Genomic DNA, 22539 nt, shown 5'->3' on the forward strand with positions numbered 1-22539 from the left:
CATGGAGAGCGTGAGCAAGAGCGTGGAAGCGCGGGCGGACCGGCTGGCCACCGCCTCTCAGGAGGCGCTCTATCAGGACCCCTTCTGGGCCGCCCGTTACGGGCTGGAGCGCGCGCAGCGCTTCGGTGACGAGGACGCGCGCTTCCACGTCCGCTACCTGGTGCAGTCCCTGGACGAGCACCTCCCCTCTGTCCTGGAAGGCTACGCCCGCTGGCTGCGCACCCTGCTGGTGTCGCGCGGCATGTGCTCGCGCCATCTGGACCGGCACTTCGCCGCGCTGGCCGCCGCGCTGGAAGCGGAAGGCTGGGGCCCCGGCAGCGAACCCCACGACTACGTGGGCGCCGCGCGACAGGCCCTTCGCTACCAGGAGGGTCCAGCCCGCCTGCTGGAAGAGGAGGCGCCCGAGCTCGCGCGCGCCGCCACGGCGCGCCTCACGCTCTACATCATCCCCGAGGACCAGCCCCGCCTGGAGGAAGAGCTCCAGTTGCAACTGTCCTACGTGGCCGACGCGCTCGCCGCCGGGAAGCCCGACCTGCTCGGCGACCATGTGCGCTGGTACGCCGGCTTCTGGCCGAGGCGCGGATTTGGCCTCCTGGCATTTCCCAGTGTGCTGGGCATGTTGAAGTCCGTGCTGGGCTCACGTCACCCCGAAGCACGGACGCTCCTCTCCGAAGCGGGGGTGTCCTGGGAGGAGACTCGTTCATGAGGCTTCCCGCCTCCGCCGAGCCTCAGTTCTTCGACGACCTCAGCCGCGAGGTCGCCCTGGCCTGCGACGCGGGCGACACCCTCACCTGGGTGGACGCCCGTGCCCGGAACGTCCTCGCCGCCAATCCCGGACAGACGCTGCGCGGACTGGCGGCCCAGGGCACCGAGGAGAAGGTGGACCGGCTGCTGGTCCAGGCGCACGACGAGAAGGTGGAAGGCTGGGAGCTCATCCTCTGCCGGGACCAGGTGCCCACGACGTTCGCCTTCCGCGCCCGGCCCCATGACGGAGGCGTGCTGCTGGTGGGCAGCCTGGTGCCGGAGGACTACGGCGGCGCGCTCGAGCGGGTGAGCACCACCCTGAGCGAGATGTCCGCGCTCCACCGCGAGACGGAGCGCCAGCAGCGCGAGCTCAAGCGCCGCGCGGACGAACTGGCCCGCCTCAACAACGAGCTGGAGGAATCCAACCGCGGCGTGCGCAGCCTCCACGCCGCGCTGGACACGGGCATTGGCATCGCGCCGGAGCACCACGAGCGCATCTTCGAGGAGTTCTCGCAGGTGGAGAGCCACCTGCAACGCAAGGCGAAGGGCACCGGCCTGGGCCTGCCGCTGGCGCGCCGGCTGACGGAGCTCCTGGGCGGCACGCTCACCGTGAAGAGCGCGCTGGGACAGGGCGCCACGTTCACCGTCACCCTCCCGCGCGTCCACATGGAGGTCACGGAGATGACCGGCCTGACGGAGCGCAGCGAGCACCTGGACCCCAGCCGGGCCCCGGTGCTGGTGCTGGAGGACGACCGGCAGACGCTCTTCCTCTACGAGAAGTACCTGGCGCGCTCCGGCTTCCAGGTGCTGCCGGTGCGCAGCACGGATGAGGCCCGGCGCGTGCTGGAGCGCGTGCGCCCCGCCGCCATGGTGCTGGACGTCATGCTGGAGGGCGAGACGAGCTGGGGCTTCCTGGCGGACATGAAGAACAACGAGGCCACCCGCGACATCCCCATCCTGGTGGTGACGGTGACGGACCGCGAGCAGAAGGCCCGCGCGCTGGGCGCCGACGAGTTCTGGCTCAAGCCGGTGGACGAGGTGCGGCTGCAACGCAAGCTGCAGGCCATGGCCCGCACCGGTCCGGTGGAGCGCATCCTCATCATCGACGACGATGATGTGCACCGCTACCTGCTCACGCAGCTCCTCAAGGACATGCCCTACGTCCTGCTGGAGGCGGCTGGCGGCAAGGAAGGCGTCCAGTTGGCGCGGGAGAAGTCCCCGCACCTCATCTTCCTGGACTTCGTGCTGCCGGACATCACCGCCTTCGACGTGCTGGACGAGCTGAAGGCGGACCCGCGCACGCGTGACGTCCCCGTCATCCTCCACACCTCGCACGAGCTGAAGGAGGCCGAGCGCTCGCGGCTGGCGAAGGAGACGGCCGCCATCCTCGCCAAGCACACGCTGAGCCGCGAGGTGGCCATCACCCGCATCCGGGACGCACTGTCCAAGGCCGGCCTGGGCTCCCAAGCGTTGCCGCAGGAGGCAAGCCGCCGTGGGTGAGCCCCATCCAGCCACCGTCCTCAACGTCAACGACGACGACGCCAACCGATACCTCGTCAACCGGCTGCTCTCGCTGGCGGGATACAACGTGGTGGAGGCGGCCACCGGCATGGGCGCGTTGCTGATGGCGCAGCAACACCGCCCGGACGTCATCATCCTCGACGTGAAGCTGCCGGACATCAGCGGCTACGAGGTCTGCGAGCGGCTGCGCGCCAATCCCCAGACCGCGGCCATGGCGGTGCTGCACACCTCCGCCACATTCGTCACCTCCGACAAGAAGGTGCGCGGCCTGGACGGCGGCGCGGACGCCTACCTCACCCAGCCCTTCGAGGGCGCGGAGCTCATCGCCACGGTGAAGTCGCTGTTGCGCCTGCGCCACGCGGAGCAGGTGGCGCGCCAACGCGCCAACGCGCTGGCGGAGATGGACCGCCGCAAGGACGAGTTCCTGGCCATGCTGGGGCACGAGCTGCGCAACCCGCTGGCCGCCATCATGACAGCCATTGGCATCCTGGAGCGCAGGCCCACCAGCGATGACAAGGAAGCGCGGATGCGCGGCATCATCCAACGCCAGACAAACCACTTGGCGCGGCTGGTGGATGACCTGCTCGACGTCAGCCGCATCACCCGCGACAAGGTGGAGCTGCGCCCCGGCAGCGTGGACCTGGTGCCCGTGCTGCGGCAGGTGCTCCAAATCGTGCAGCCCATGGCGGATTCGCGTGGGTTGGGTTTGGACGTCTCGCTGCCTTCCGGTCCGCTCTGGCTGCAGGCGGATGCCACGCGGTTGGAGCAGGTCTTCACCAACCTGCTCGACAACGCCATCAAGTACACCGACGCGGGTGGCGTCCACCTGCGCGCGGAACAGGAAGGCGTGGGCGGCGCGGCCCAGGCGGTGGTGCGGGTGAAGGACTCTGGCATCGGCATCCCGCCGGAGGTGCTGCCGCACATCTTCGAGCTGTTCGCGCAGGCGGACACCTCGCTGGAGCGCTCGCGCGGCGGCCTGGGTATTGGCCTGACGCTGGTGCGCAAGCTGATCCAGCTCCACGGCGGCGAGGTGACGGCGCGAAGCAACGGCCCCGGCCACGGCAGCGAGTTCGTGGTGAAGCTGCCCCTGGACCACACGATGGGCAAGTCCGCGCCCGCGCGCGACGCGGTGGACCTCCGCCGCGGCCGGCGCGTCCTGGTGGTGGAGGACAACTCGGACGCGCGTCAGGCCATGCGCGACCTGCTGGAGCTGTGGGGCCACCAGGTGGCGGTGGCGCCGGACGGCCTCCAGGGCGTGGCGCTCGCGATGGCGCAGCCGCCCGAGCTGGCGCTGGTGGACATCGGCCTGCCAGGGTTGGACGGATACCGGGTGGCGCAGACGCTGCGCGCCCAGGTGGGCAACGGCATCCGGCTGGTGGCCATGACGGGCTACGGCAGCCCCCATGGACGGGACCAGGCACTGCGCGCCGGGTTCGACCGGCATCTGGTCAAGCCCGTGAAGCCTGACGAGCTGGACCGAATCCTCTCCGAGCTGTGAGGGATTGAAGCGGCGGAGGCTCAGCGGCGGTTCAGCGCGTTGGCCACCAGCCCCAACAGCTTCACCTTCGCGGGCTCCAGCGGACGCACGGTGCGCAGCAGGCGCCGGACCTCGGGGCGCTCCTGCGGCGAGGTGGGCGGCTCACCGGGACGCGCGCCCCCGTTGACGGCGTTCGCGGAGAGCCCCAGGAGCTCATCCGCTGAGACGTGGAGCTCGTGGCACAGCTTCAGCAGCGTATGCACGCTGGGCAGCATCCCGCCGCGCTCCAAGCGCCCGTAGACCTCGGTGGCCACATCGATACGCTCAGCCACGTCCGCCTGGGTGAGCTCCAGGCGGGTGCGAGCAACGCGCGCGGCAGCTCCGATTGTGGTTGCGAGTTTCTTGTCCATGCCTTACCGACCCGGAACGTTTGGCCGCTGGCATAGGACGTATGGGGGCAGACAGACAGAACTTGCCGGGTCAGCCTCCAATTGTTCACCCATAGGGTTGCTGTGCACGCGGTGGACTTCGCGAGTCCATCCACGACGCGCGGCCGATGCCTTTTCTCGACGGAAAACGTCGAGTGAGAGGCCTCCGTATGCCTTCCGGACCCATGCAGTCACCTGGGTCGCAGGAGGACCTGACACGTTGTGCGGCGACTTTCCTACGGTTCCGTCGAGTCCTGCACGCTGTCCCGCCCTCTAGGGTTGGTTCATGTTTTCAACGTGCGCAGAAGCGGTTCACCGCGCTTCATATCTATCTGGAAATACAGGACTTGATGAATCGCAGGAGACCTCACCGGGTGTGCGAACCCTCGACAGGACTGATACCGGGGGTATTTCCAGACTCAGGTGAACGAGCGCGGTGACGATGCGGCGGATACGCTGCGGGCCGATGGCGGTCGGCCGGAATTTGCTGGTGAAGCTGTGCGTGGCGATGGGCGTGGTGGCGCTGCCGCTGCTCGTCGTCATCCTGGGGTTCGTCTTGCCGCAGCTGCGGGAGCAGCTTCGCGCGGACCGCATCCTGGGACTGAGGCAGGCGGTGGAGACGGCCTACGGCGTGTTGGAGGTCTACGAGGCCCGTGAGCGGTCGGGCGCGCTGACGCGACAGGAGGCCCAGGCGCAGGCCGCGGCGCTGCTGGAGCAACTGCGCTACTCACAGGTGGAGTACTTCTGGGTCAACGACCTGGACACGCGGCTCGTCATGCATCCGCACCTGCCGGACATGCTGGGCAAGGACCTGAAGGGCTACCGCGACGTGCGCGGCAAGCCGGTGTTCGTGGACATCGTCACGCTGGCGCGGGCCCAGGGCCAGGGCTCGGTGTCCTACGAAGCCACGCGGCCGGGCTCGCCGGAGGCCATTCCGAAGGAGAGCTACGTGAAGCTCTTCGCGCCCTGGGGTTGGGTGCTGGGCACGGGCGTGTACGTGGAGGACATCGAGCGCGAGGTGGCGGCGGTGCGCCAGCGCATCCTCCTGGCGGTGGGCGGCGCGCTGGCGCTCGCGCTGATGGCCGGTGCATATCTGTCGCGCCGGGTGGTGCGGCCGGTGCGGGAGCTGGCGCAGGCGGCGCACCGGGTGGCGCGCGGTGATTTGGAGGCCCGGGTGGAGGTGCGCTCCACGGACGAGGTGGGCCAGTTGGCGGCGGCCTTCAACACCATGGTGACGGGACTGCGCGAGGTGGTGGCGGCGCTGGTGGATGCGGCGGGCGCCACGGCGGCGGACGCGGAGCGCATCCGAACCTCCGCGGATGCGTTGTCGGTGACGACGCGGGAGCAGTCGGACTCACTCCAGCGCGCGGCGCAGACGGTGCAGGGCATGAGCGCGCGGGTGTCGCAGGGAGCAGAGGCGGCGCGCACGGCGGCGAAGACGGCGGCGGACAACGGCCAGGTGGCGCGCGAGGGTGGCGCGGCGGTGGGCCAGGCGCTGCGGAAGATGGCGGAAATCGTGGAGGTGGTGGAGGGCTCGGCGCGGACGGTGGAGCGGTTGCAGGCCTCTGGCCGGGTGACGGCGGAGATGTTGCGGCTCATCCAGCAGGTGGCGGAGGAGACGCAGTTGTTGGCGGTGAACACGGCGATTGAAGCGGCGCGCGCGGGCCAGCACGGCAAGGGCTTCGCGGTGGTGGCCGGAGAGGTGCGCAAGCTGGCGAACCGGACGCGGGATGCGGCGGGGCAGGTGCAGACGCTGCTGAGCCGGAGCGAGGCGGACACGCGGGCGGCGGCGGACCTGATGCGCCAGGGCACCACGGCGGCGCAGGAAGGGCTGGGCTTGTCCACGACGGCGGGAGAAGCGCTGTCGCGGCTGCTCTCGGGTGTGAATGAGATTGGCGGGAAGGTGGAGCGGATGGCGGACGAAAACACGCGCCAGTCCGCGTCGGGGGAGAGCATCGCCGGGAGCATCCAGGCGCTCTCAGTGCGCTCGACGGAGTCGGTGGCTGGCGTGCAGCAGATTGCCCGCTCCGTGGAAGACCTGCGGGCACGGGCGTCCAAGCTGAAGGACCTGGCCGGACGCTTCACGGCGCGGGGGTGAATTGTCCGCGGCACACATGGCCGCCAACCTCCCAGGACTGCGCCACAAACGGAGCCTGCTCTTCGCCAGCCTCTGATTCGCCGCGCGCTGGCCCCCATGAATGCCTCGTGAAGCCGAGCACGATGGCTTCGCGAACGCCACCAGCCGGCGTGTCTGGGTCCGGGGGCCATGTCGGCGGTGTCATTCCCACGGGGGTCCCCACGCCAGGCCGGCGCTCCAGCACCGGGCACCGCCGTGCGCGTCCACGATGCGCCGGGCGAGCGCGAGCCACAAACCCACGCCCCCGGTCCTGCACGTGTGGCTGAGGTCCGTGCGGAAGAACGGCGTGCCGATACGTGGCAGGTCCGCCGCGTCGATGCCGAGGCCATGCGCACGGTCATGGAACAGGCACGGGCCGTTTTCCAGGACCTGGAGGCCAATGCCCCCCAGGTCCGTGAAGAAGCCAGCGGCAACGCACGAACGGATGCGCAGCCGCCAGGGACACGGGCCTGGGGAGGACTTGTGGGCAACTCAGGGCGCGCCGTGCGCGGCACCGAGCGTGCGCCGGTCAACCTTGCCGGCGGAGGTCCTCGGCAGGGCGTCCACGAAACGAATCGACTTCGGCGTCTTGTATCGAGCGAGCCGTCCGTCGCAGAAGCGCAGCAGGGCCTCAGCCGAAGGCGAGGTGCCCGGCCGTGCGACGACGAGCGCGCGCGGCGTCTCCCCCCACTTGGGGTCCGCCACGCCGATGACGGCGACCTCGGCCACATCGGGATGCCCCGCGAGGACGCTCTCCACTTCCGACGGGTAGATGTTCTCACCGCCGGAGATGATGAGGTCCTTGCTGCGGCCCACGATGCGGAAGCATCCCTCCGCGTCCCGCGTGGCCAGGTCACCGGTGTGCAGCCAGCCGTCCGCGAAGGTGCGGGCAGTGTCCCCCGGACGGCGCCAGTAGCCCGCACACAGGTGAGGGCCTCGCAAGAGCAGCTCGCCCACGTCGCCCGGCTGCGTCTCACCGTCGATGCGAGCCTCGACGTGGAACAGGGGCACGCCCACCGCCCCTGGCTTGCGGCGCACGTCTTCCGGTGGAAGCCAGAAGTTGTTGGGGCCCGCTTCGGTGAGGCCATACCCCGTCTTGAAGTCCACGCCCCGAGCGAAGAAGCGCTCGAAAACGGGGGCCGGGCAGGGCGCGCCGCCGCTGATGACCAGCTTGAGGCGTGACAGGTCCACGGCATCGAAACGCGGGTGGCGCTGCATCTCGATGAACATGGTGGGCACACCGAAGAAGAGACTCACCACGCCCCGCCGCACGAGGTCGAACACGCCCTCCACATCGAAGCTCCGGCACACCACCGATGCGCCGCCGGCGTAGGCCAGCGGCGCGGTGAAGACGCTGAGTCCTCCGGCATGGAACAACGGCGCGTTGAGGATCGCCACGTCATCGGCGGTCAGGCCCCAGCCCATCACCGTGTTCACCGCGTTGGCGGTGATGGAGCGGTGCGTGAGCACCGCGGCCTTCGGCAGACCGGTGCTTCCGCCCGTGTAGCAGAGCACCCATGGAGCATCCTCCTCTAGCTCCAGCGGAGGAAGGGCCACGTCCGTCTGCGTGTCGCGCTCGGAGAAGGCCCGCTCGCTCGGCCCTGGAGCCGCGAGACTGAGCCAGTGGCGCACGAAGGACGCGCCAGACCGCACGGCCTCCACCTGGGTTCGGAACTCCGGCCCGAAGACGAACACGGATGGCTCGGCATCCGCGAGCAGCCCCCCCAGCTCCGTGGCACTCAGCCGCCAGTTGAGAGGCTGAAGGACGGCGCCCAGCTTCGCGCACGCGAAGAAGAGGTCGAGGAACTCGACGCAGTTGTAGGCGAGCACCGCGACACGGTCCCCTCGCCCCACACCCAGCGCATGGTGGAGGAAAGCGGCGGTACGCGAAGCCGAATCGTTCCATTCACGAAAGGAGATGCGTCGCTCGCCATGGTCGGCGTCGATGAGGGCGGTACGCTCAGGGGCCAGCGCGGCACGCCGGGCCAGCCAGTCATGGACGATGGGCATGGTATCCACGCTAGCTGAACCCGGCGGCATCGCGTCGGCTCAGGAAAGGGAAGCGGGCAAGCAACCCGCCTCACCGTCACCTCCCCACCCGCTCGGAGGGCCACACGACATGCAGCCCCCATCCCCCCCATGGCTGCTCGTCGCAATGCTCCTCCTGCTGTGTGCGGAAGCAGGAGCCGCATCCACGCGGCTCCCGCGCACTGAACGCACACGCCGCGCCAAAGCCTCCGCCACGCTGGAGCAGTCACTCCTCGCGGCCGTGCGGGACGCAGGCTTTGACCAGGTGCTCGACTTCAAGCGCGACGGTGCGCGCATCGCCCACGCACCCTACGTCGACGTCGCCGTCATCGAACTGGACGCCCGGAGCCGTCCCACGGCCGCCGCCAACGTGCTGCTGTCACGCGACTACCCAACTGGCGCCATCGTCCCCATCGACGTCGAAACGCTGGGCACCACGGCAGTGCGTTACACAGCGTGGAATCTGGACCGCTGGGACAGCGGCGCCCACGATGCCACACCCACGGAGCCCCTGGTCCCCGGACGAGACAAAGCGCCGCTCCGCTTCATGGCGCCCTACCCCGCCTCGCTCTTCAAGCTGCTCATCGCCTTTCGCGTCCTCCGGTGGGTGGACCAGGGTCACCTCACGTGGGACCAGCCCTGGCGCTTCCTCCGAGACACCGAGGACAAGGGCACGCGCCCGATACGTGACTGGCTGGAGCCGATGGTGACCGAATCGGACAACACCGCCACCGAGGCCCTGGTGAAGCTGCTCCACGAACAAGGCGCGATGGCGAGCCTCAACGCGGAGCTGGCGGCGCTGGGCCTGGACACGCTGCAAGTCCATGGCACGTCCCCGGTGACAGGCCGGAGCTGGAACCCCGGCCAGATTCACATGACAGCGCTGGATACAGCGCGGCTGCTGCTGCTCATCGAAGGAGGCCCCGGTGTCCTCTGGCGCACCGCATCGGGCCGCGATGTGACGGCGAAGGAACTCTCTGGCGCGTCCAGAACCCACCTCCAATCCCTACTCGCCGACCAGGCCCTGCACGAAGCGCTGTCATCCACGCTGCTGTGCGGAGATGCGCGCGCGGAACCAGGCATCCCCGCGGCCGTCCCTACTCGATGGGTGAACTCCGAGGACGGCACCGTAACGGCGGCGGAGACCGCCTTCGGCCGGGACACGCGCCCCTGCAACGCGACGGCGGAAGTCACATTCCTCCATAAGACAGGGCTGACGGAGAACTACGGCAGCGACGGCGGCATCGTCCGCTCCCTGCCCGGCAAACCCTGGCGCCGATACATCGTCGTGTTCCTGTCCAACCTGGGCTACCGCTACTACGACGCGAAAGTGGCCGACGCGGCGGACTTCGCGAAGGGCGAAGACGGCTTCCCTTACGTCAGCACGTCCATCAGCTACACGCAGCGAATCCCTGCGCTGGGCCGCCAAATCGACGCGATGATGCGGGAGCGTCAGCGCGCACGCCCCCAGAGTCCTCCTGCGAAGGACGCCGCTCCCCAACAGGCGCCTCGGCCCGCTCGATAGAATGGGGCTTTCGGCCGTGCCGTCGCGTGCTTGAAAGTACGTGCCGGGACACACAGCACGGCCTGAATGTGCGTCACCCCAGGCACACAGAAAGTCGTCACGAACATGCTCGCGCACCACAACACCCAGCTCGTTGCATTGAGCCCCGCGCCGTCGACCCTCGCCGAGGGCGCCACGCCACCGTGGCCGCCTCCACCGCTGCGCGTTCAGCCGAAGCCGCCCGCGCATTATCAAGGGACCACGAACACCATCATCATCGGCATCGGCCTTCCGTTACTGGGCGCCTACGCCCTCTACGAAAACGAGCGCGCCGTGGCCATGGTGGGCTTCATCGGTGGACTGGTGGCGTGGATCTTCGCCGCGCTCCGGTTCAGCCAGGAGGGCAAAGCCCGCCAGCACAACCAGGCCGAACACGCTGAGCACGTGCGCCGCGCCATCCTGACGTGGGCGCGCATCACGGATTCGGCCATCGTGGAGCAGGTGCCGGACAGCGACGGCCGCAGCACCCACTACCTGCTCGACCTCCACGTCACCCCGTGGCACCCGTCCCACCCAGCGCCGCGAAAGGTGCCCCTCCGGTTGAGAGTCCCGGTGGCGCACGGCCCCCATGTGGTGCCGGGCGCGTACCTCGGCGTGCTCTCCGACCCGGAGGCGGCATGGGTCGTCCCGCAGAGCCTCCTCACCCTGCAGGGCGCGCAGCTCCCCCTCTGAAGCACGCATTCACGGCACCAACACCAGCTTCCCCACCGTGCCGCCGGACTCCAGTGCCCGGTGCGCATCCGCCACCGCGTCCAACGGAAACGACTTCACCGGTGGCGGCACCAGCTTCCCCTCCTCCAACCAGCCCAAGAGCTGCGCCATGGACTCCTCCAATACGGCGCGCTGCTCGAACAGGTACGACAGGTTGAACGCCAGCACGCTGGTGTTGTCGTTGGTGAGCGTCAGCGGATCGAACCGCGGCGTGCGCAGCCAGTCCCAGGCCAGCTTCGCGTAGTTCGGCCGCCCACCGGTGCGCGGCAGCATGGAGTGGAAGCCGTAGATGACGAGCTTCCCCGGCGACGCCAGGTGCTTGTAGCTGTCGCGCAACGTGGACGGCCCGTTCGCATCCAGCACCACGTCATAACCACGGGGCGCCGCCTTCTTGGCCACGCTCCACAAGTCCTCCCGACTCTTGTCGATGACGACCTCCGCCCCCTGCGCGCGGGCCGTCTCCACCTTGTGCGTCCCGCCCACCACGCCCACCATCCGGCACCCGGCGATGCGGCCCAACTGGAGCAACGCCCCACCCACGCCCCCCGCCGCCGAGTGCACCAGCACGTTGGCCCCCGGACGCGGATGCGCCAGTTCGAACAGCGCGTAGTACGCGGTGAGGAACACCGTGGGGAACCCCGCGGCCTGCTCCATGCTCAGCCGCGCGGGCAATGTGAACACCTGGTGACGGGGCACCGTGACGTGGGTGGCGTAACCACCGAAGCGCGTCACGCCGAACACCCGCGCTCCGGGTGCCAGGTCTTCCACGCCTGGTCCCACGGCATCCACGTGGCCCGCGAACTCGAAGCCCGGGGTGATGGGCCACCCCACATATTCCTTCGCGGAGGCGTACAGCCCCATGCGGATGACGCAGTCCGCATAGTTCACCCCAATGGCTTCGGTGGCCACCCGGACCTCACCGATTCCAGGTGAATCCTGATTCACCTCTTCAAGGTGGAGCTGCTCGTACCCACCTGCTTTCCGGATGACGACCTTGCGTGCGCGCATGGCGCGTTGCTTACCACGCGACGCAACGCGACAACGTCCGCGCACGTCCAGTCAGCGGAAGACGCGCGCGCGAGATGTCTCTAGACTGTGTATCGAATTCCCAAACAAACGAAGGAGTATGCCCATGCGACTGAGGCCTTCGCTGTATCTCGCGAGCACGCTGCTGCTTGGCATCGCCACCGGCTGTGGCGAGGACATCGCGTCCCACGAAGAAGCGCTCGGCGCGGTGGAAGCCGCGGCGGTCTCCACCTCCGGCGCCACCACCCATTTCCGCAACTGGCTGTCGTCCAACGGCTACGACAGCTACGACTTCATTCGCACGGACCTCACGGGCGGCAGCTACGGCGGCAAGGCCAGCGCCTCCGACACCGTGACGAAGCAGCCCGTCATCTTCATCCACGGCAACTCGGACAAGGCGGTGGGCTCGGTCTTCGGCCAGACGGGCTGGACCAACTCCCTCGAGTACTTCCACTCGCGGGGTTACAAGACGAGCGAGCTGTACGCGACGACGTGGGGCCCGGCCAACGCGCTCCAGTCGGCGAACCAGTACCACTCGAAGCAGAACGTGATGAAGGTGCGCAAGTTCATCGAGGCGGTGAAGGCGTACACCGGGGCCTCGAAGGTGGACATCATCGCCCACTCCATGGGCGTGACGCTGGCGCGCAAGGCCATCCTCGGCGGCACGGCCCACGACGCGGCGGACGGCGGCACATACAACGTCGGCGTACCGCTCACGTCCTCGGTGGACACCTTCGTCGGCATCGCCGGCGCCAACCTGGGCCTGACGTCTTGTTACATGTCCGGCCCGTCGACGCCCACCTGCGGCTCCACCAACGGCCTGTACCCGGGCTACCTCTTCTGGGGCAGCGTCACCGGCCGCTCGACGTACCTCAATGACTTGCGCTCGACGAGCGGTTACGAGGGCGCCTTCCGCTACACCATCTACTCCACGGCGGACGAAATCATCGGCTACGACGGCATCGTCTACGGTGAGTACACGTCACGCATCCCCGGGCAGACGGGTGAGAAGCGCTACACCGGCTATCCCTACGGCCACTTCAACTCGAAGGACCTGACGGCCGAGGTTCAGTACGACATGGTGGTCAACCACACCATCCCGTAGTCATCCGCACCCGGCACCTCCACCCTCGCGAAAGGGTGGAGGTGGACCGGCTCACCACCCCACTACGGCTGGGGCAGCACGCCCGGCGTCGGCTCGCCTTCCTGGCCCGGCGTGGGCGGAGGCAGGCTCTCCGGCGTGAGCGGCTCGGACGCCGGCGCGGGAGGAGACTCCGGCCGCGGCGCCTCCTCCTTCGCGGGAGCGGACGGCACCTCGATGCGCCCCGCCGCCGCGTCACGGACGAAGGCGAAGGCCGCCTCGTTGAAGCGCTCCGCACAGTCGAGCTGCACGGTGTGCCCACAGCCCTCCAGCGCCACCAGCTTCGCGCCGGGAATGTGGGACGCGCCGTACTCCATGATGCCGCGCGTCTCTCCGCCGTGGAGGAAGGGGCTGGGGATGAGCCGGTCATCCGTGCCGTAGATGATGACGGTGGGCACGGTGACGCGGTGCAGGTTGTCGCGCACGAAGTCGTTGTGGGACAGGCCTCGCACCGTGCGCACGTTGGCGTAGGCGTAGGCGTCGAACTCGGGCGACTTCGCCAGCCGCACGCGCTCCTCAATCAGCCACTCCAACTCCGGCCGCCAGTGCATGAAGTTGGCCTGGCGCACGCTGCCCCAGATGCTGGCCTCCGGCGCGGACTTGATGAACTCGGAGCTCATCGCCCGCGCGAACCACTCCTTCTCCCGCCAGCTGAACTTCTCGAAGCCGGCGGGCGACGCCAGCACCAGCCCGCTCAGCGACTCCGGGTAGCGGATGGCGAAGGAGAGCGACGTCTGCCCGCCCATGGAGTGACCGGCGAGCACGGGCTTGTCCAGGCCCAGGCCGTCCACCAACTCCAGCACCGCGTCCGCCATGGCCTCCATGGTGTACGGGAAGGTGCCGGGCTTGTCGGACTTGCCGTAGCCGGGCAGGTCCACCGCGATGACGCGGTAGCCCTGCTTCTGGAAGGCGTCCAGCTGCGCCCGCCAGAACTTCAGGTACGAACCCAGGCCGTGGATGAAGACGACGGCCTTCGCGTCCGGGCCGCTGCCGGGCATGTCGACGTAGGCAATCTGTGGCACCACGGCCATGCCGTACTGATTCGCGGTGCGCGGAAGCGGAATCCGTTTCACCGGCCAGGGCTGCTTCGAGCCCTCGGAGGTGTAGTCCAAATCCTGGAAGGAGAGCGCGGGCTGGTGCGCGTACGAGCGCACGCAACCGGCGGAGGAGAGCCCCGCCGCGAGGAGCAGGGCCGTGAATGCGCGGGAGGTGCTCATGGTCAGAACGCGTACCAGGTGAAGGTGGTGAAGACGGAGAAGGGATTGGTCCGGATGGTGGGCGAGCCGTCGTAGAAGCTGCCCCGGAACAGGTAGCCCGCGTGCAGACCGGCCGTCATGAGGTAGCGGATGTGGTAGCGCAGCTCCGCGTTGACCTCGGTGCCGATGTACCGGCCGCGCTCGACCTCGGGCGTCCACCGCACGGGCGTCGCGTCGGAGGTGGCGGTGCCCACGCCCAGCTTGAGGTTCAGCTTGTTGGGCACCATGTCCCACGCCGCGGTGGCGATGGCGGCGCGCATGCCGTAGCCCTGGTTGGAGATGTCCGTCACCGCGCCCGTGTAGTTGTTCACCGTGCTGGTGAACGGGAACAGGATGAGCATCTTGTGGTTGAACCACACCGCGCCCGGCAGACCGTACTGGTTGAGCGTGAAGGCACCGGTGTAACGGCTGTCGGAGAGGTCGTCGTCGCCGGTGGTGTACATGCCCTCCAGCGTGAGCATGTCCGCGGGCCCGCGGCCCCACTGGTACATCAGCTCCAGGTTGGCGGAGAGGCCGGAGATGTTGAGCTCGGCCAGGGCGGAGCGCTCCGGGTCGTCGCTGACGTACTTGCCGCCGTTGTACATGACGAAGCCGGACGCGCCGAACCGGCCCGTGCGGAAGTCGATGTTGTGGTTGAAGTTGGCGCCCGCCCAGAAGACGTTGCCCGTGGGCCGCGCGATGTCGAAGCGCGCCGTACCCGTGAAGGTGTTGAGGCCCGTGGAGGACGGACCGCTCTTCACCAGGCCCTCGAAGGCGTAGGCGTCACCCTTCGTCTGGTCGTTGAGGAACCACAGCGACAGGCCCACGTTGGTGTTGGGCCGCACCGGGTAGACGTAGTCACCGGTGATGAGCCAGATGTACTTCAGGCGCGGGTCGTTGCGCGTGCCCTTGTCCGCCTGCGCGGTGCCCAGCGGCATCAGGCTCAGCTTGGCCAGGCCCTTGTAGCCACTGAAGATGGAGATGCCCGTGGCATCGCTGCCCAGGAAGCTCATCTTGTAGCCGGTGCGGGTGATGTCCGACAGCGGCGTGCGCGTGGGGTCGTAGACGTTGTCGTAGACTGGCTGCGTGCCCACCAGCAACGTCAGCTCACGCGGCTTGCGCGTGGGATACAGCGCGACGTTGACGTTCTTCGTCTGGATGTTGACCTGGTCGGCGTTGAAGCCGCCGCCCTCGTTCTGCTGGAGCGCGTTGGCCGACCGGCCCCACATGTAGTCGATTTCGAACTGGGCCCGGAAGGAGGCCAGCCCGTCCACGAAGTGGGGGCTGTACTCCATGACGGGAATCCATCGCTGCTCGATGAAGTACGCGGACAGGCCGGGCTCGGCGCGCACCGCGCTTCCCGCGGGCATGCCAATGGGGCCCAGCGACACGCCGCGAAGGCCGGCCGGGTCGCCCACCTGGTTCTGCACCGACACGCGCGTGAAGAAGTAGTTGATGAGGCTGAACTGACTCGGCTTCGCGTCCTCGTCGCGGTTCGCCTCGTCGTTCCACTCACCGTAGTAAAGGCCGGGAACCGGCGTGCTCTGCGCCGCCGCCGGAAGCGACACACCCGCCAGCGCCAACGCCAGGGCTCCCGCGGACCGCCGCGCCGCCCTGCGTGCCTCGGACAACCACCACCGTGCCATAAACACCTCGGCCCCATGCGCGGGGGCGCTCCCAGCCTTCCGGCCGGACTGCGAACGTCTGCGTGCTCGACTTTTTCCGTGGCCCGCGGACTGCCCGCCTCGCGAGGCCGTGCTCCACCCCTGCCGCGCCCGCGCCACACGGCACCCGCCGGGCACGGGCCCCACGCGGAAGGGAGGAGGAGCACGCCTCCCTTCCAGCGGGACTCACACTAACCGCCGATGGTGTAGCGCTGCACCGCCTTGCCATCGAACGGCCGGCTCTCGCCCCCGATGACCTGGTTCACCGTGGCCGAGCCCACACCACCCGCCGCGCAGTTGGCGCCCGTGGCGCCGCCCTCGAAGAAGAGCTCCAGGTCCAGCGTCCGCCGGTCCGCGGAGAACGCGCCGCGGCCCACCTGCCGGAAGCCCGGGTAGGTGAACGCGACGTCGAAGCACTCGCCGTCGCCCTGCACGTTCTCGATGCTCACGACGGTCGAGGTGAAGGACAGCGCGTTCTGCGGGAGCTCGGGGTTGCAGGTGCCGGACATGCCCGCGTTCGGCGCGCCCTCGATGGTGCCCGGGATGCTGTCGACCCGGAAGTTGCCGCCCTGCACCGTCATGGTGACGCTCTGATAACACTGCGAGCTGGCACCAAAGTTGATGTCTTCACTGAAGCCGTTCGGATGGCTGGGAATGTTGGCCCCAGTCATCGTCAGCGTCTTGCCTTCCACGAACGCCAGGATGCCCTGCGGCGTGCTCAGGTTGGGCGTGTTGTCCACCGGGTCGCTCTCACCACAGCCCACCAGGGACAGCGCAGACGTCATCACCGCGGACAGCAGCAGCTTCTTCTTCATGGGTTGCTCCTCTTCATCCGGCGGGCATCGCCGGGCTGACGCGACAGTCGACAGGCAGCGAGCCACCGTTGGCGTGGCCCGTCCTTCAAGGTGCGTTCACGCTCAATGACGCGAGCTGTCCCGGTCCGCGGCCACGGCCGCGTCGCGAAGCTCACGCTTGAGAATCTTTCCGGCCGCGGAGATAGGCAGGCGCTCCATCAGCTCCACGCGCTTGGGCACCTTGAAACGCGCCACGCGTCCCCGCAGGTGCTCCAACAGCGCCTCCGCCGAAACCTTCCCATCCGGCTTCAGCACCACGAAGGCGCGGCCAACCTCGCCCCACTTCGCGTCGGGCACACCCACCACGGCGCATTGCGCCACCGCGGGGTGCTCATACAGCGCGGACTCCAGCTCCAGCGGGTAGATGTTTTCTCCGCCGGAGATGAACATGTCCTTCTTGCGCCCGGCGATGGTGAAGAAGCCGTCCGCATCCACGCGCGCCAGGTCGCCGGTGTGCAGCCACCCTTCCGCGTCAATCGCCTCGCGCGTGGCGGCCTCGTCTTCAAAGTAGCCGGAGCACATGGAGGGGCCCTTGAGGAGCAGCTCACCCACCTCGCCCGTGGGGACTTCCCGGCCGTCGTCATCCACCAGCTTCGCGGCGATGAAGTAGTTGGGCCGGCCAATGGAGCCCGCCTTCGACACCGCGTACTCCGGTCCCATGCTGAAGAGGCCCGGGCCGAACTCCGTCATACCGAAGCCCTGCTTGAAGGGCACCGGGTGCACCGCCTGCCACGCCTGGATGAGCGGCACCGGCAGCGCCGCGCCGCCGCTGGTCATGAAGCGCACGGAGGAGAAGTCCGTCGTCTTGAAGCGCGGCGACTCCAGGAGCTGCTGGTACTGCGTGGGCACCGCGAAGAAGAGCGTCACCTTCTCCCGGGGGATGAGGTCCAGCAGCGCCTCCGGCTCCCACCGGCGCATGAGGACGACGGTGCCGCCCACGGTGAGCAGCGGCAGCGTGTACACGAGCAACCCGCCCGTGTGGAACATGGGCGTGTGCGTCACCGTGACGTCGCCGGGCCGCACCTCGTGGACCAACGTGTTGAGGGTGTTCCACGCCACCATGCGGTAGCTGACGCGCGCGCCCTTCGAGCGCCCCGTCGTCCCGCCGGTGAAGATGAGGCAGAGGATGTCCTCTTCGGACACCGCGTCCTGCGTCACCGGCGAGCCCGGCACGTGGGCCAGCGTCGCCGCGTAGGCGTCCGCGCCCGGCAGGCCTTGCGACTCCAGGGACACCAGCCGGGGGCCACCGCCCAGGCGCTCGCGGACATCCGCCACGGTGTCGCGGAAGTCGTCGCCGAAGAAGAGCACGCCGGGACGGATGGAGCGCACCAGGTCCGCCAGCTCGGCGGCGTGCAGGCGCCAGTTGAAGGGGACGAAGACGGCGCCAATCTTCGCGCAGGCGAACAGCGCGTCCAGGTACTCCACGCCGTTGTGGGCCACGATGCCCACCCGGTCGCCCTTCTGCACGCCGGCCACGTCACGCAGCCAGCCGCCCAACGCGGTGGCGCGCGTGTTCATCGCGCGGTAGGTGAAGCGGCCCGCGTCACCCCGGGACGGGTCCACCACCGCGACACTGTCGGGCCAGTAGAGGGCGCCACGGCCCATCCAGTCACCGATGAACATGTGCGCGCCCTCCGTCATGGCGTGACTCAGGCCGTCCAGCGGTAGAGGGCGGAGGCCATGGCGAGCCCGCCGCCGCTGGCACACAGGGCCACCAGGTCGCCGCGCTGCACCTTGCCCTGCACCACCGCGTCATCCAGCGTCATCGGGATGCAGGCCGAACCGGTGTAGCCCCACTTGTCCATGGTGTAGTGGGCCTTCTCCATCGGCTGGCCCAGGATCTTCATGGTGGCTTCGATGGTGCGCAGGTTGAGCTGCGTGAAGACGAACTGCTTCACGTCGTCCAGCTTCAGGTTCTGCCGCTTGAGGAGCTGGTCCAGCAGCATGGGCCAGCGCTCGGTGTTGAACGTCGCCGGGAACTTGCGGACGAACTGCACCGCGGGCTTGCCGCCCGTGAGCTCCAGCGACTCCGCGGTGGCCGGGCGGTTCGTACCGCCGGTGTAGACACCCAGCGCGTCGTGGTACTCGCCGTTGGCCAGCAGCTTCGCGCCCATGAAGCCGGGCGTGTCACCCGCGCCCAGCACGACCGCGCCCGCGCCGTCCGCGAACAGGGTGGCGGTCTTCTTGTCCTTCCAGTTGATGTAGCGCGACATGCCGTAGGCGCCCACGACGAGGATGCGCTGGTAGCTGTCATCCGCGGCAATCGTCTTCGAGCCCACGTCCAGCGCCGTCACCCAGCCCGCGCACGCGCAGTTGAGGTCGTAGGTGCCGGCGTTCACCGCGCCCAGCTTCGCCTGCACCACGGAGGCCGTGGCGGGGCTGAGATAGTCCGGGGTATCGGTGGCGATGATGATGAGGTCCAGTTCCTCCGGCTTCGTGCCCGCGCGCTCCAGCGCCTGGCGGGCGGCGCCCACGCAGAGGTCGGAGGTGGCCTGGTCATCCGCCATCATGTGGCGTTCGCGAATGCCCACGTTCTGCTGGAGCCACTCATCCACCTTCTCACCGAGAATCTTCTCGACGTCAGCGTTGGTGAGGACCTTCTCGGGGACGTAGCGGCCAGTGGAGAGAATCTGGGCGTATCGCATGAGTGTTCGTCAGCTCCGGGCGCCGCGCGCCGGTCGGCGGGCGGGACGCAGGGTGTTCTTCTTCAGGGGCTTCGGTTTGGGCTTCAGCTTCGGCTTCGGCTTCGAAGCGGCGGAGGACTTCACGGTGTTGCGGCCCGTGGACGCACGCGGGTCCAGGCCGTGGGAGATGAGCGTCATCGCGGTGTCGAGGACGCGCTCGAGCCCCGGGTCCTCCTCCCAGAGGACCCAGCGCATGCCGAGGAAATCACTGATGCCCATGAGGCAGTAGGCCAGCGCCTCCGGGTCCATGCGCCGCACCTGGCCCGCCTCCATGGCGCGGGTGAGCCCGCTCACGTAGCCGCGAGCGAAGCGGTCGTAGTAGCGGCGGTAGCAGGCCTCATCCACGAACTCCGCCTGGCGCACCACGCGATAGAGATTGGGGTGCTGCCGCACGAACTGGAAGAAGGTGCGCAGGCCCTGGCGCTCCACGTCGACGCGGTCCTCGCAGCCGGCCACGGACTCGGCGATGAGCCGGCGCAGGCGCGTGCCCAGTTCGTCCACCACTTCGACGAAGATGGACTGCTTGTCGGGGAAGTAGACGTAGAACGTCCCGAGCGCCACGCCACCCTTGCGCGTGATGTCCGCGATGGAGGCGCGCTCGTAGCCCTTCTCACCGAAGACCGACTCCGCGGCCTTCAACAGCTTCGCACGCGTCTTCTGGCCTCGCGGCGTGACGGGTCCGGAGCGGTCTTGAGAAGATGAAGCCCGATTCATGTTTCACCTAGCGGTAGCACCCGGCAGGGAGGGTGTCAAAGCACGGCCGATGGCTTCGCGCGTCAAACCGAACGTTCGACGCACGGCGTCAGCACTCGTGCGGCGCCGACGTGCGCAAAGCCTACTCTGAATGTTCAGTACACGTGGTCACGCGACGGGAGCCGTTGCGCGTCGGGACGTGCCGCGCGGGAGGCGGCGCGGGCACGACATGCCACATCATCCTCGGCCTGAGTGATTGCCGGTGGCACGGAGTGCGCCAGCACGGATGCGCGTGATGCGCTCCAGGCTGGCCTCGAGCGCATCCTGGACGTAGACGGGCAGATACACGGCGCTCATGCGTGGCGCCTCCGAAGCGACATGCAGCCCACCGCACCGCGCTCGGAGCTGGAAATCACAAACACATTGGACTGTCGGCCATGGCCTCGCGAGAGGTCGTGCGCCGCAAGGCAGACTCTCAGCGCGCCACTGGCAGCCCCCACATAGGTGCCGGGCAGGTGCAGCCGAGGCGCCCCGAGCCGCGCACCGAGCTGGTTCGTGCACCTCACGGATGCGCCGCTCGATCGCAACAACCCAGCCCACTTGGGCGTGCTGCTTCGAACCGATGAGCGCTTTCCGGAAATCGGTGGGCGCGCTGCGCCGTGAACAGTCAGGCGCCAGCCCTCCGTTCATCCGGACACAATGCGCGGCGTCAACGAGCCCCGGGCAGGTGCCACCGCACCTGGCTCGCCCCAGGTTCCCGCCGCCGTCCGGCCGAGGCGGCATCCGGCGGACGGACACACCTTTCCACTGTCAGCATCGACACAGTTCACGGTGCGAATGGACGTCGCGTTCGAGGTTGCACCCTTGGAGCATCAAATATAAATTATCTGCCGTCCCGCAAAAGTGCCTATAAATTCAAGGCAAACGCCCCCATGTTCCTGGACGAACTAGACCACCGCATCATCGACATGTTGCAGCGCGATGGCCGCGCCACGCAGCTGGAGCTGTCGCGTGCGGTGAAGCTGTCCCAGCCGGCGGTGGCGGAGCGGATCCGCAAATTGGAGGAGCGCGGCGTCATCACGGGCTACTCGGCCCGCGTGGACGCGGCGAAGCTCGGCAAGGACATCACGGCCTTCATCGGCGTGAGCATCGAGCACCCGAAGTACTTCGACGAGTTCTTGCAGAAGGTGCTGTTGCTGCCGGATGTCCTGGAGTGCCACCGCGTGGCGGGCCAGGACTCATACCTTCTCAAGGTGAAGACGGCGAACACCCGTTCGCTCGACTCCCTCCTGGTGGGAACGCTGCGCACCATCGCGGGAGTCACCCGCACGCAGACCACCATCGTCCTGACGTCCATGAAGGAGGACACGCATGTCCGCGTGCCTCCAGACACCCCAAAAGGAGCGTGACGTATGAGCGCCGACGCGATGAGCGCCCCCCTTCCCCCGCCGCCCGTATGGCGGTTGGCCCAGCGGATGTCCCGCATCAAGACGTCCGCGGTGCGCGAAATCCTGAAGGTCGCCGAGCGGCCCGACATCCTCTCCTTCGCGGGAGGCCTGCCAGCCCCGGAGCTCTTCCCGCTGGAGGCCATCGCCGAGGCGCACGCCGAGGCCCTGGCGACCGAGGGCCGCGCCGCGCTCCAGTACAGCACCACCGAGGGCTTCGGCCCGCTGCGTGAGTGGATTTGCGGCCACCTCCAGAAGCGCGGCCGCCAGTCCAACGCGGACCAGGTGCTCATCACCAACGGCTCGCAGCAGGGCATCGACCTGGTGGCCAAGGTGATGCTGGACCCCGGTGACCTCGTCATCGTGGAGAACCCCAGCTACCTGGCGGCGCTGCAGACGTTCGGCGCCTATGAGGCGCGCTTCGCCACGGTGGGCAGCGACGACCAGGGCATGCGCACCGACGACCTGGAGCGCCTGCTGGCCACGCACAAGCCCAAGCTGGTGTACGTGGTCGCCAACTTCCAGAACCCCAAGGGCACCACCCTGTCGCTGGAGCGGCGGCGCGAACTGGTCCGCCTGGCCCAGCAGTACCGCTTCCTCATCCTGGAGGACGACCCGTACGGCGAGCTGCGCTTCCGCGGCGAGCACGTGCCGTCCCTGTCCGCCTTCGACGACGAGGGCGTCGTCGTGTCGCTGGGCACCTTCTCCAAGACGCTGGCCCCGGGCATGCGCCTGGGCTGGGTGGTGGGCCCGCGCGACTTCGTGCGCAGCCTGGCCATCGCCAAGCAGTCCACCGACCTGCACACGGCCACGCTGGCTCAGCGCGCGGTGGTGAAGCTGCTGGCGCGCTTCGATTACGCGGCCCACCTGGAGTCGCTGCGCCCCGTCTACGGCGAGCGCGCCCAGGCCATGCTGGACGCCCTCCAGGCGCACATGCCCGCGGGCACCCAGTGGACGCACCCCGAAGGCGGCATGTTCCTGTGGGTGGAGCTGCCCGGCGGGCTGGACGCCCAGGCGCTGCTGCCCAAGGCGGTGGAGCAGAAGGTGGCCTTCGTGCCGGGCGCGCCCTTCTACGCCAACAACCCGCGCCCGGAGTTCATGCGCCTCAACTACTCCAACCGCCCGCCGGACCTGATTGCCGAGGGCATGCGCCGCCTGGGCGCCGTGATTGCCGCCGAGCTGGGTTGAGCCCCTGACGGAGCCTCTTT

General features: G+C 68.6%; 19 protein-coding genes and 1 pseudogene. 10 read left to right on the top strand and 10 right to left on the bottom strand.

Going from position 1 to position 22539, the window contains the following annotated elements; genetic code table 11:
* The first annotated feature begins 1 nt into the window (after position 1).
* From FMQ63_RS07580 to FMQ63_RS07590, 3 genes are read left to right on the top strand one after another with little or no spacing between them, the layout of a single operon-like run.
* Positions 2–706: a hypothetical protein gene (locus FMQ63_RS07580; RefSeq protein WP_011550377.1), complete on the top strand. Its 705-nt coding sequence runs from the start codon at positions 2–4 to the stop codon at positions 704–706.
* Positions 703–2244, top strand: coding sequence for a response regulator (locus FMQ63_RS07585; RefSeq protein ID WP_011550376.1), 1542 nt, complete (start codon positions 703–705; stop codon positions 2242–2244). The genes FMQ63_RS07580 and FMQ63_RS07585 overlap by 4 nt, the downstream gene beginning before the upstream one ends.
* Positions 2237–3763, top strand: a complete 1527-nt coding sequence (locus FMQ63_RS07590; RefSeq protein ID WP_011550375.1) for a response regulator — start codon at positions 2237–2239, stop codon at positions 3761–3763. Before FMQ63_RS07585 ends, FMQ63_RS07590 begins: the two co-directional genes overlap by 8 nt.
* Positions 3764–3783: 20 nt before the next feature.
* On the opposite strand, the gene FMQ63_RS07595 is transcribed toward FMQ63_RS07590, so the two are convergent.
* Positions 3784–4152, bottom strand: a complete 369-nt coding sequence (locus tag FMQ63_RS07595) for a helix-turn-helix transcriptional regulator (protein ID WP_011550374.1) — start codon at positions 4150–4152, stop codon at positions 3784–3786.
* Between the two features lie 484 nt (positions 4153–4636).
* Here FMQ63_RS07595 and FMQ63_RS07600 point away from each other — a divergent pair, with 484 nt between their 5' ends.
* Positions 4637–6268 carry a methyl-accepting chemotaxis protein gene (locus FMQ63_RS07600; RefSeq protein WP_044272907.1) on the top strand — a complete coding sequence of 544 codons (1632 nt, stop codon included), beginning with the start codon at positions 4637–4639 and terminating at the stop codon, positions 6266–6268.
* A gap of 180 nt (positions 6269–6448) precedes the next feature.
* Here FMQ63_RS07600 and FMQ63_RS38670 read toward each other — a convergent pair whose 3' ends face one another.
* The gene (locus FMQ63_RS38670; RefSeq protein WP_141276586.1) at positions 6449–6739 is read right to left on the bottom strand and encodes an ATP-binding protein; all 291 of its coding nucleotides are present in this window, start codon (positions 6737–6739) and stop codon (positions 6449–6451) included.
* Between the two features lie 39 nt (positions 6740–6778).
* Positions 6779–8296 (bottom strand): long-chain fatty acid--CoA ligase, encoded by a 1518-nt coding sequence (locus FMQ63_RS07610; protein ID WP_011550371.1) that lies wholly within the window; start codon positions 8294–8296, stop codon positions 6779–6781.
* A gap of 259 nt (positions 8297–8555) precedes the next feature.
* On the opposite strand from FMQ63_RS07610, the gene FMQ63_RS07615 reads away from it, so the two are divergent.
* Both FMQ63_RS07615 and FMQ63_RS07620 read left to right on the top strand, forming a co-directional pair.
* Positions 8556–9839, top strand: a complete 1284-nt coding sequence (locus FMQ63_RS07615; protein ID WP_228556376.1) for a serine hydrolase — start codon at positions 8556–8558, stop codon at positions 9837–9839.
* A 105-nt stretch (positions 9840–9944) separates the two neighbouring features.
* Positions 9945–10550 (top strand): hypothetical protein, encoded by a 606-nt coding sequence (locus FMQ63_RS07620; protein WP_225909687.1) that lies wholly within the window; start codon positions 9945–9947, stop codon positions 10548–10550.
* Between the two features lie 9 nt (positions 10551–10559).
* On the opposite strand, the gene FMQ63_RS07625 is transcribed toward FMQ63_RS07620, so the two are convergent.
* On the bottom strand, positions 10560–11597 hold the full coding sequence (locus tag FMQ63_RS07625) for a medium chain dehydrogenase/reductase family protein (RefSeq protein WP_011550368.1): 1038 nt from the start codon (positions 11595–11597) through the stop codon (positions 10560–10562).
* Positions 11598–11721: 124 nt separating this feature from the next.
* On the opposite strand from FMQ63_RS07625, the gene FMQ63_RS07630 reads away from it, so the two are divergent.
* Positions 11722–12720: a lipase family protein gene (locus FMQ63_RS07630; RefSeq protein ID WP_026113920.1), complete on the top strand. Its 999-nt coding sequence runs from the start codon at positions 11722–11724 to the stop codon at positions 12718–12720.
* A gap of 62 nt (positions 12721–12782) precedes the next feature.
* Here FMQ63_RS07630 and FMQ63_RS07635 read toward each other — a convergent pair whose 3' ends face one another.
* The 6 genes from FMQ63_RS07635 to FMQ63_RS07660 form a co-directional block, all read right to left on the bottom strand.
* Positions 12783–13973: an alpha/beta fold hydrolase gene (locus FMQ63_RS07635; RefSeq protein WP_011550366.1), complete on the bottom strand. Its 1191-nt coding sequence runs from the start codon at positions 13971–13973 to the stop codon at positions 12783–12785.
* Positions 13974–13975: 2 nt separating this feature from the next.
* Complete coding sequence (locus FMQ63_RS07640; protein ID WP_026113919.1) at positions 13976–15637, bottom strand: hypothetical protein; 1662 nt, start codon at positions 15635–15637, stop codon at positions 13976–13978.
* Between the two features lie 209 nt (positions 15638–15846).
* Complete coding sequence (locus FMQ63_RS07645) at positions 15847–16536, bottom strand: hypothetical protein (RefSeq protein WP_011550363.1); 690 nt, start codon at positions 16534–16536, stop codon at positions 15847–15849.
* Positions 16537–16572: 36 nt separating this feature from the next.
* On the bottom strand, positions 16573–18150 hold the full coding sequence (locus FMQ63_RS07650) for a long-chain fatty acid--CoA ligase (protein ID WP_020477918.1): 1578 nt from the start codon (positions 18148–18150) through the stop codon (positions 16573–16575).
* 8 nt (positions 18151–18158) lie between these two features.
* Positions 18159–19154: a 3-oxoacyl-ACP synthase III family protein gene (locus FMQ63_RS07655; RefSeq protein WP_011550361.1), complete on the bottom strand. Its 996-nt coding sequence runs from the start codon at positions 19152–19154 to the stop codon at positions 18159–18161.
* A 9-nt stretch (positions 19155–19163) separates the two neighbouring features.
* A complete protein-coding gene (locus tag FMQ63_RS07660; RefSeq protein ID WP_011550360.1) occupies positions 19164–19907 on the bottom strand; it encodes a TetR/AcrR family transcriptional regulator in 744 nt (247 codons plus the stop codon).
* A 528-nt stretch (positions 19908–20435) separates the two neighbouring features.
* On the opposite strand from FMQ63_RS07660, the pseudogene FMQ63_RS37795 reads away from it, so the two are divergent.
* The 3 genes and pseudogenes from FMQ63_RS37795 to FMQ63_RS07670 form a co-directional block, all read left to right on the top strand.
* Positions 20436–20549 (top strand): annotated as a pseudogene (locus FMQ63_RS37795) (DUF5953 family protein); the annotation flags it as partial.
* 269 nt (positions 20550–20818) lie between these two features.
* Positions 20819–21295 (top strand): Lrp/AsnC family transcriptional regulator, encoded by a 477-nt coding sequence (locus tag FMQ63_RS07665; RefSeq protein WP_011550359.1) that lies wholly within the window; start codon positions 20819–20821, stop codon positions 21293–21295.
* Between the two features lie 3 nt (positions 21296–21298).
* Positions 21299–22519 carry a PLP-dependent aminotransferase family protein gene (locus FMQ63_RS07670; protein WP_011550358.1) on the top strand — a complete coding sequence of 407 codons (1221 nt, stop codon included), beginning with the start codon at positions 21299–21301 and terminating at the stop codon, positions 22517–22519.
* Positions 22520–22539: the final 20 nt, after the last annotated feature.

The sequence above is a fragment of the Myxococcus sp. CA005 genome, from assembly GCF_006518205.1.
Lineage (GTDB): Bacteria > Myxococcota > Myxococcia > Myxococcales > Myxococcaceae > Myxococcus > Myxococcus xanthus.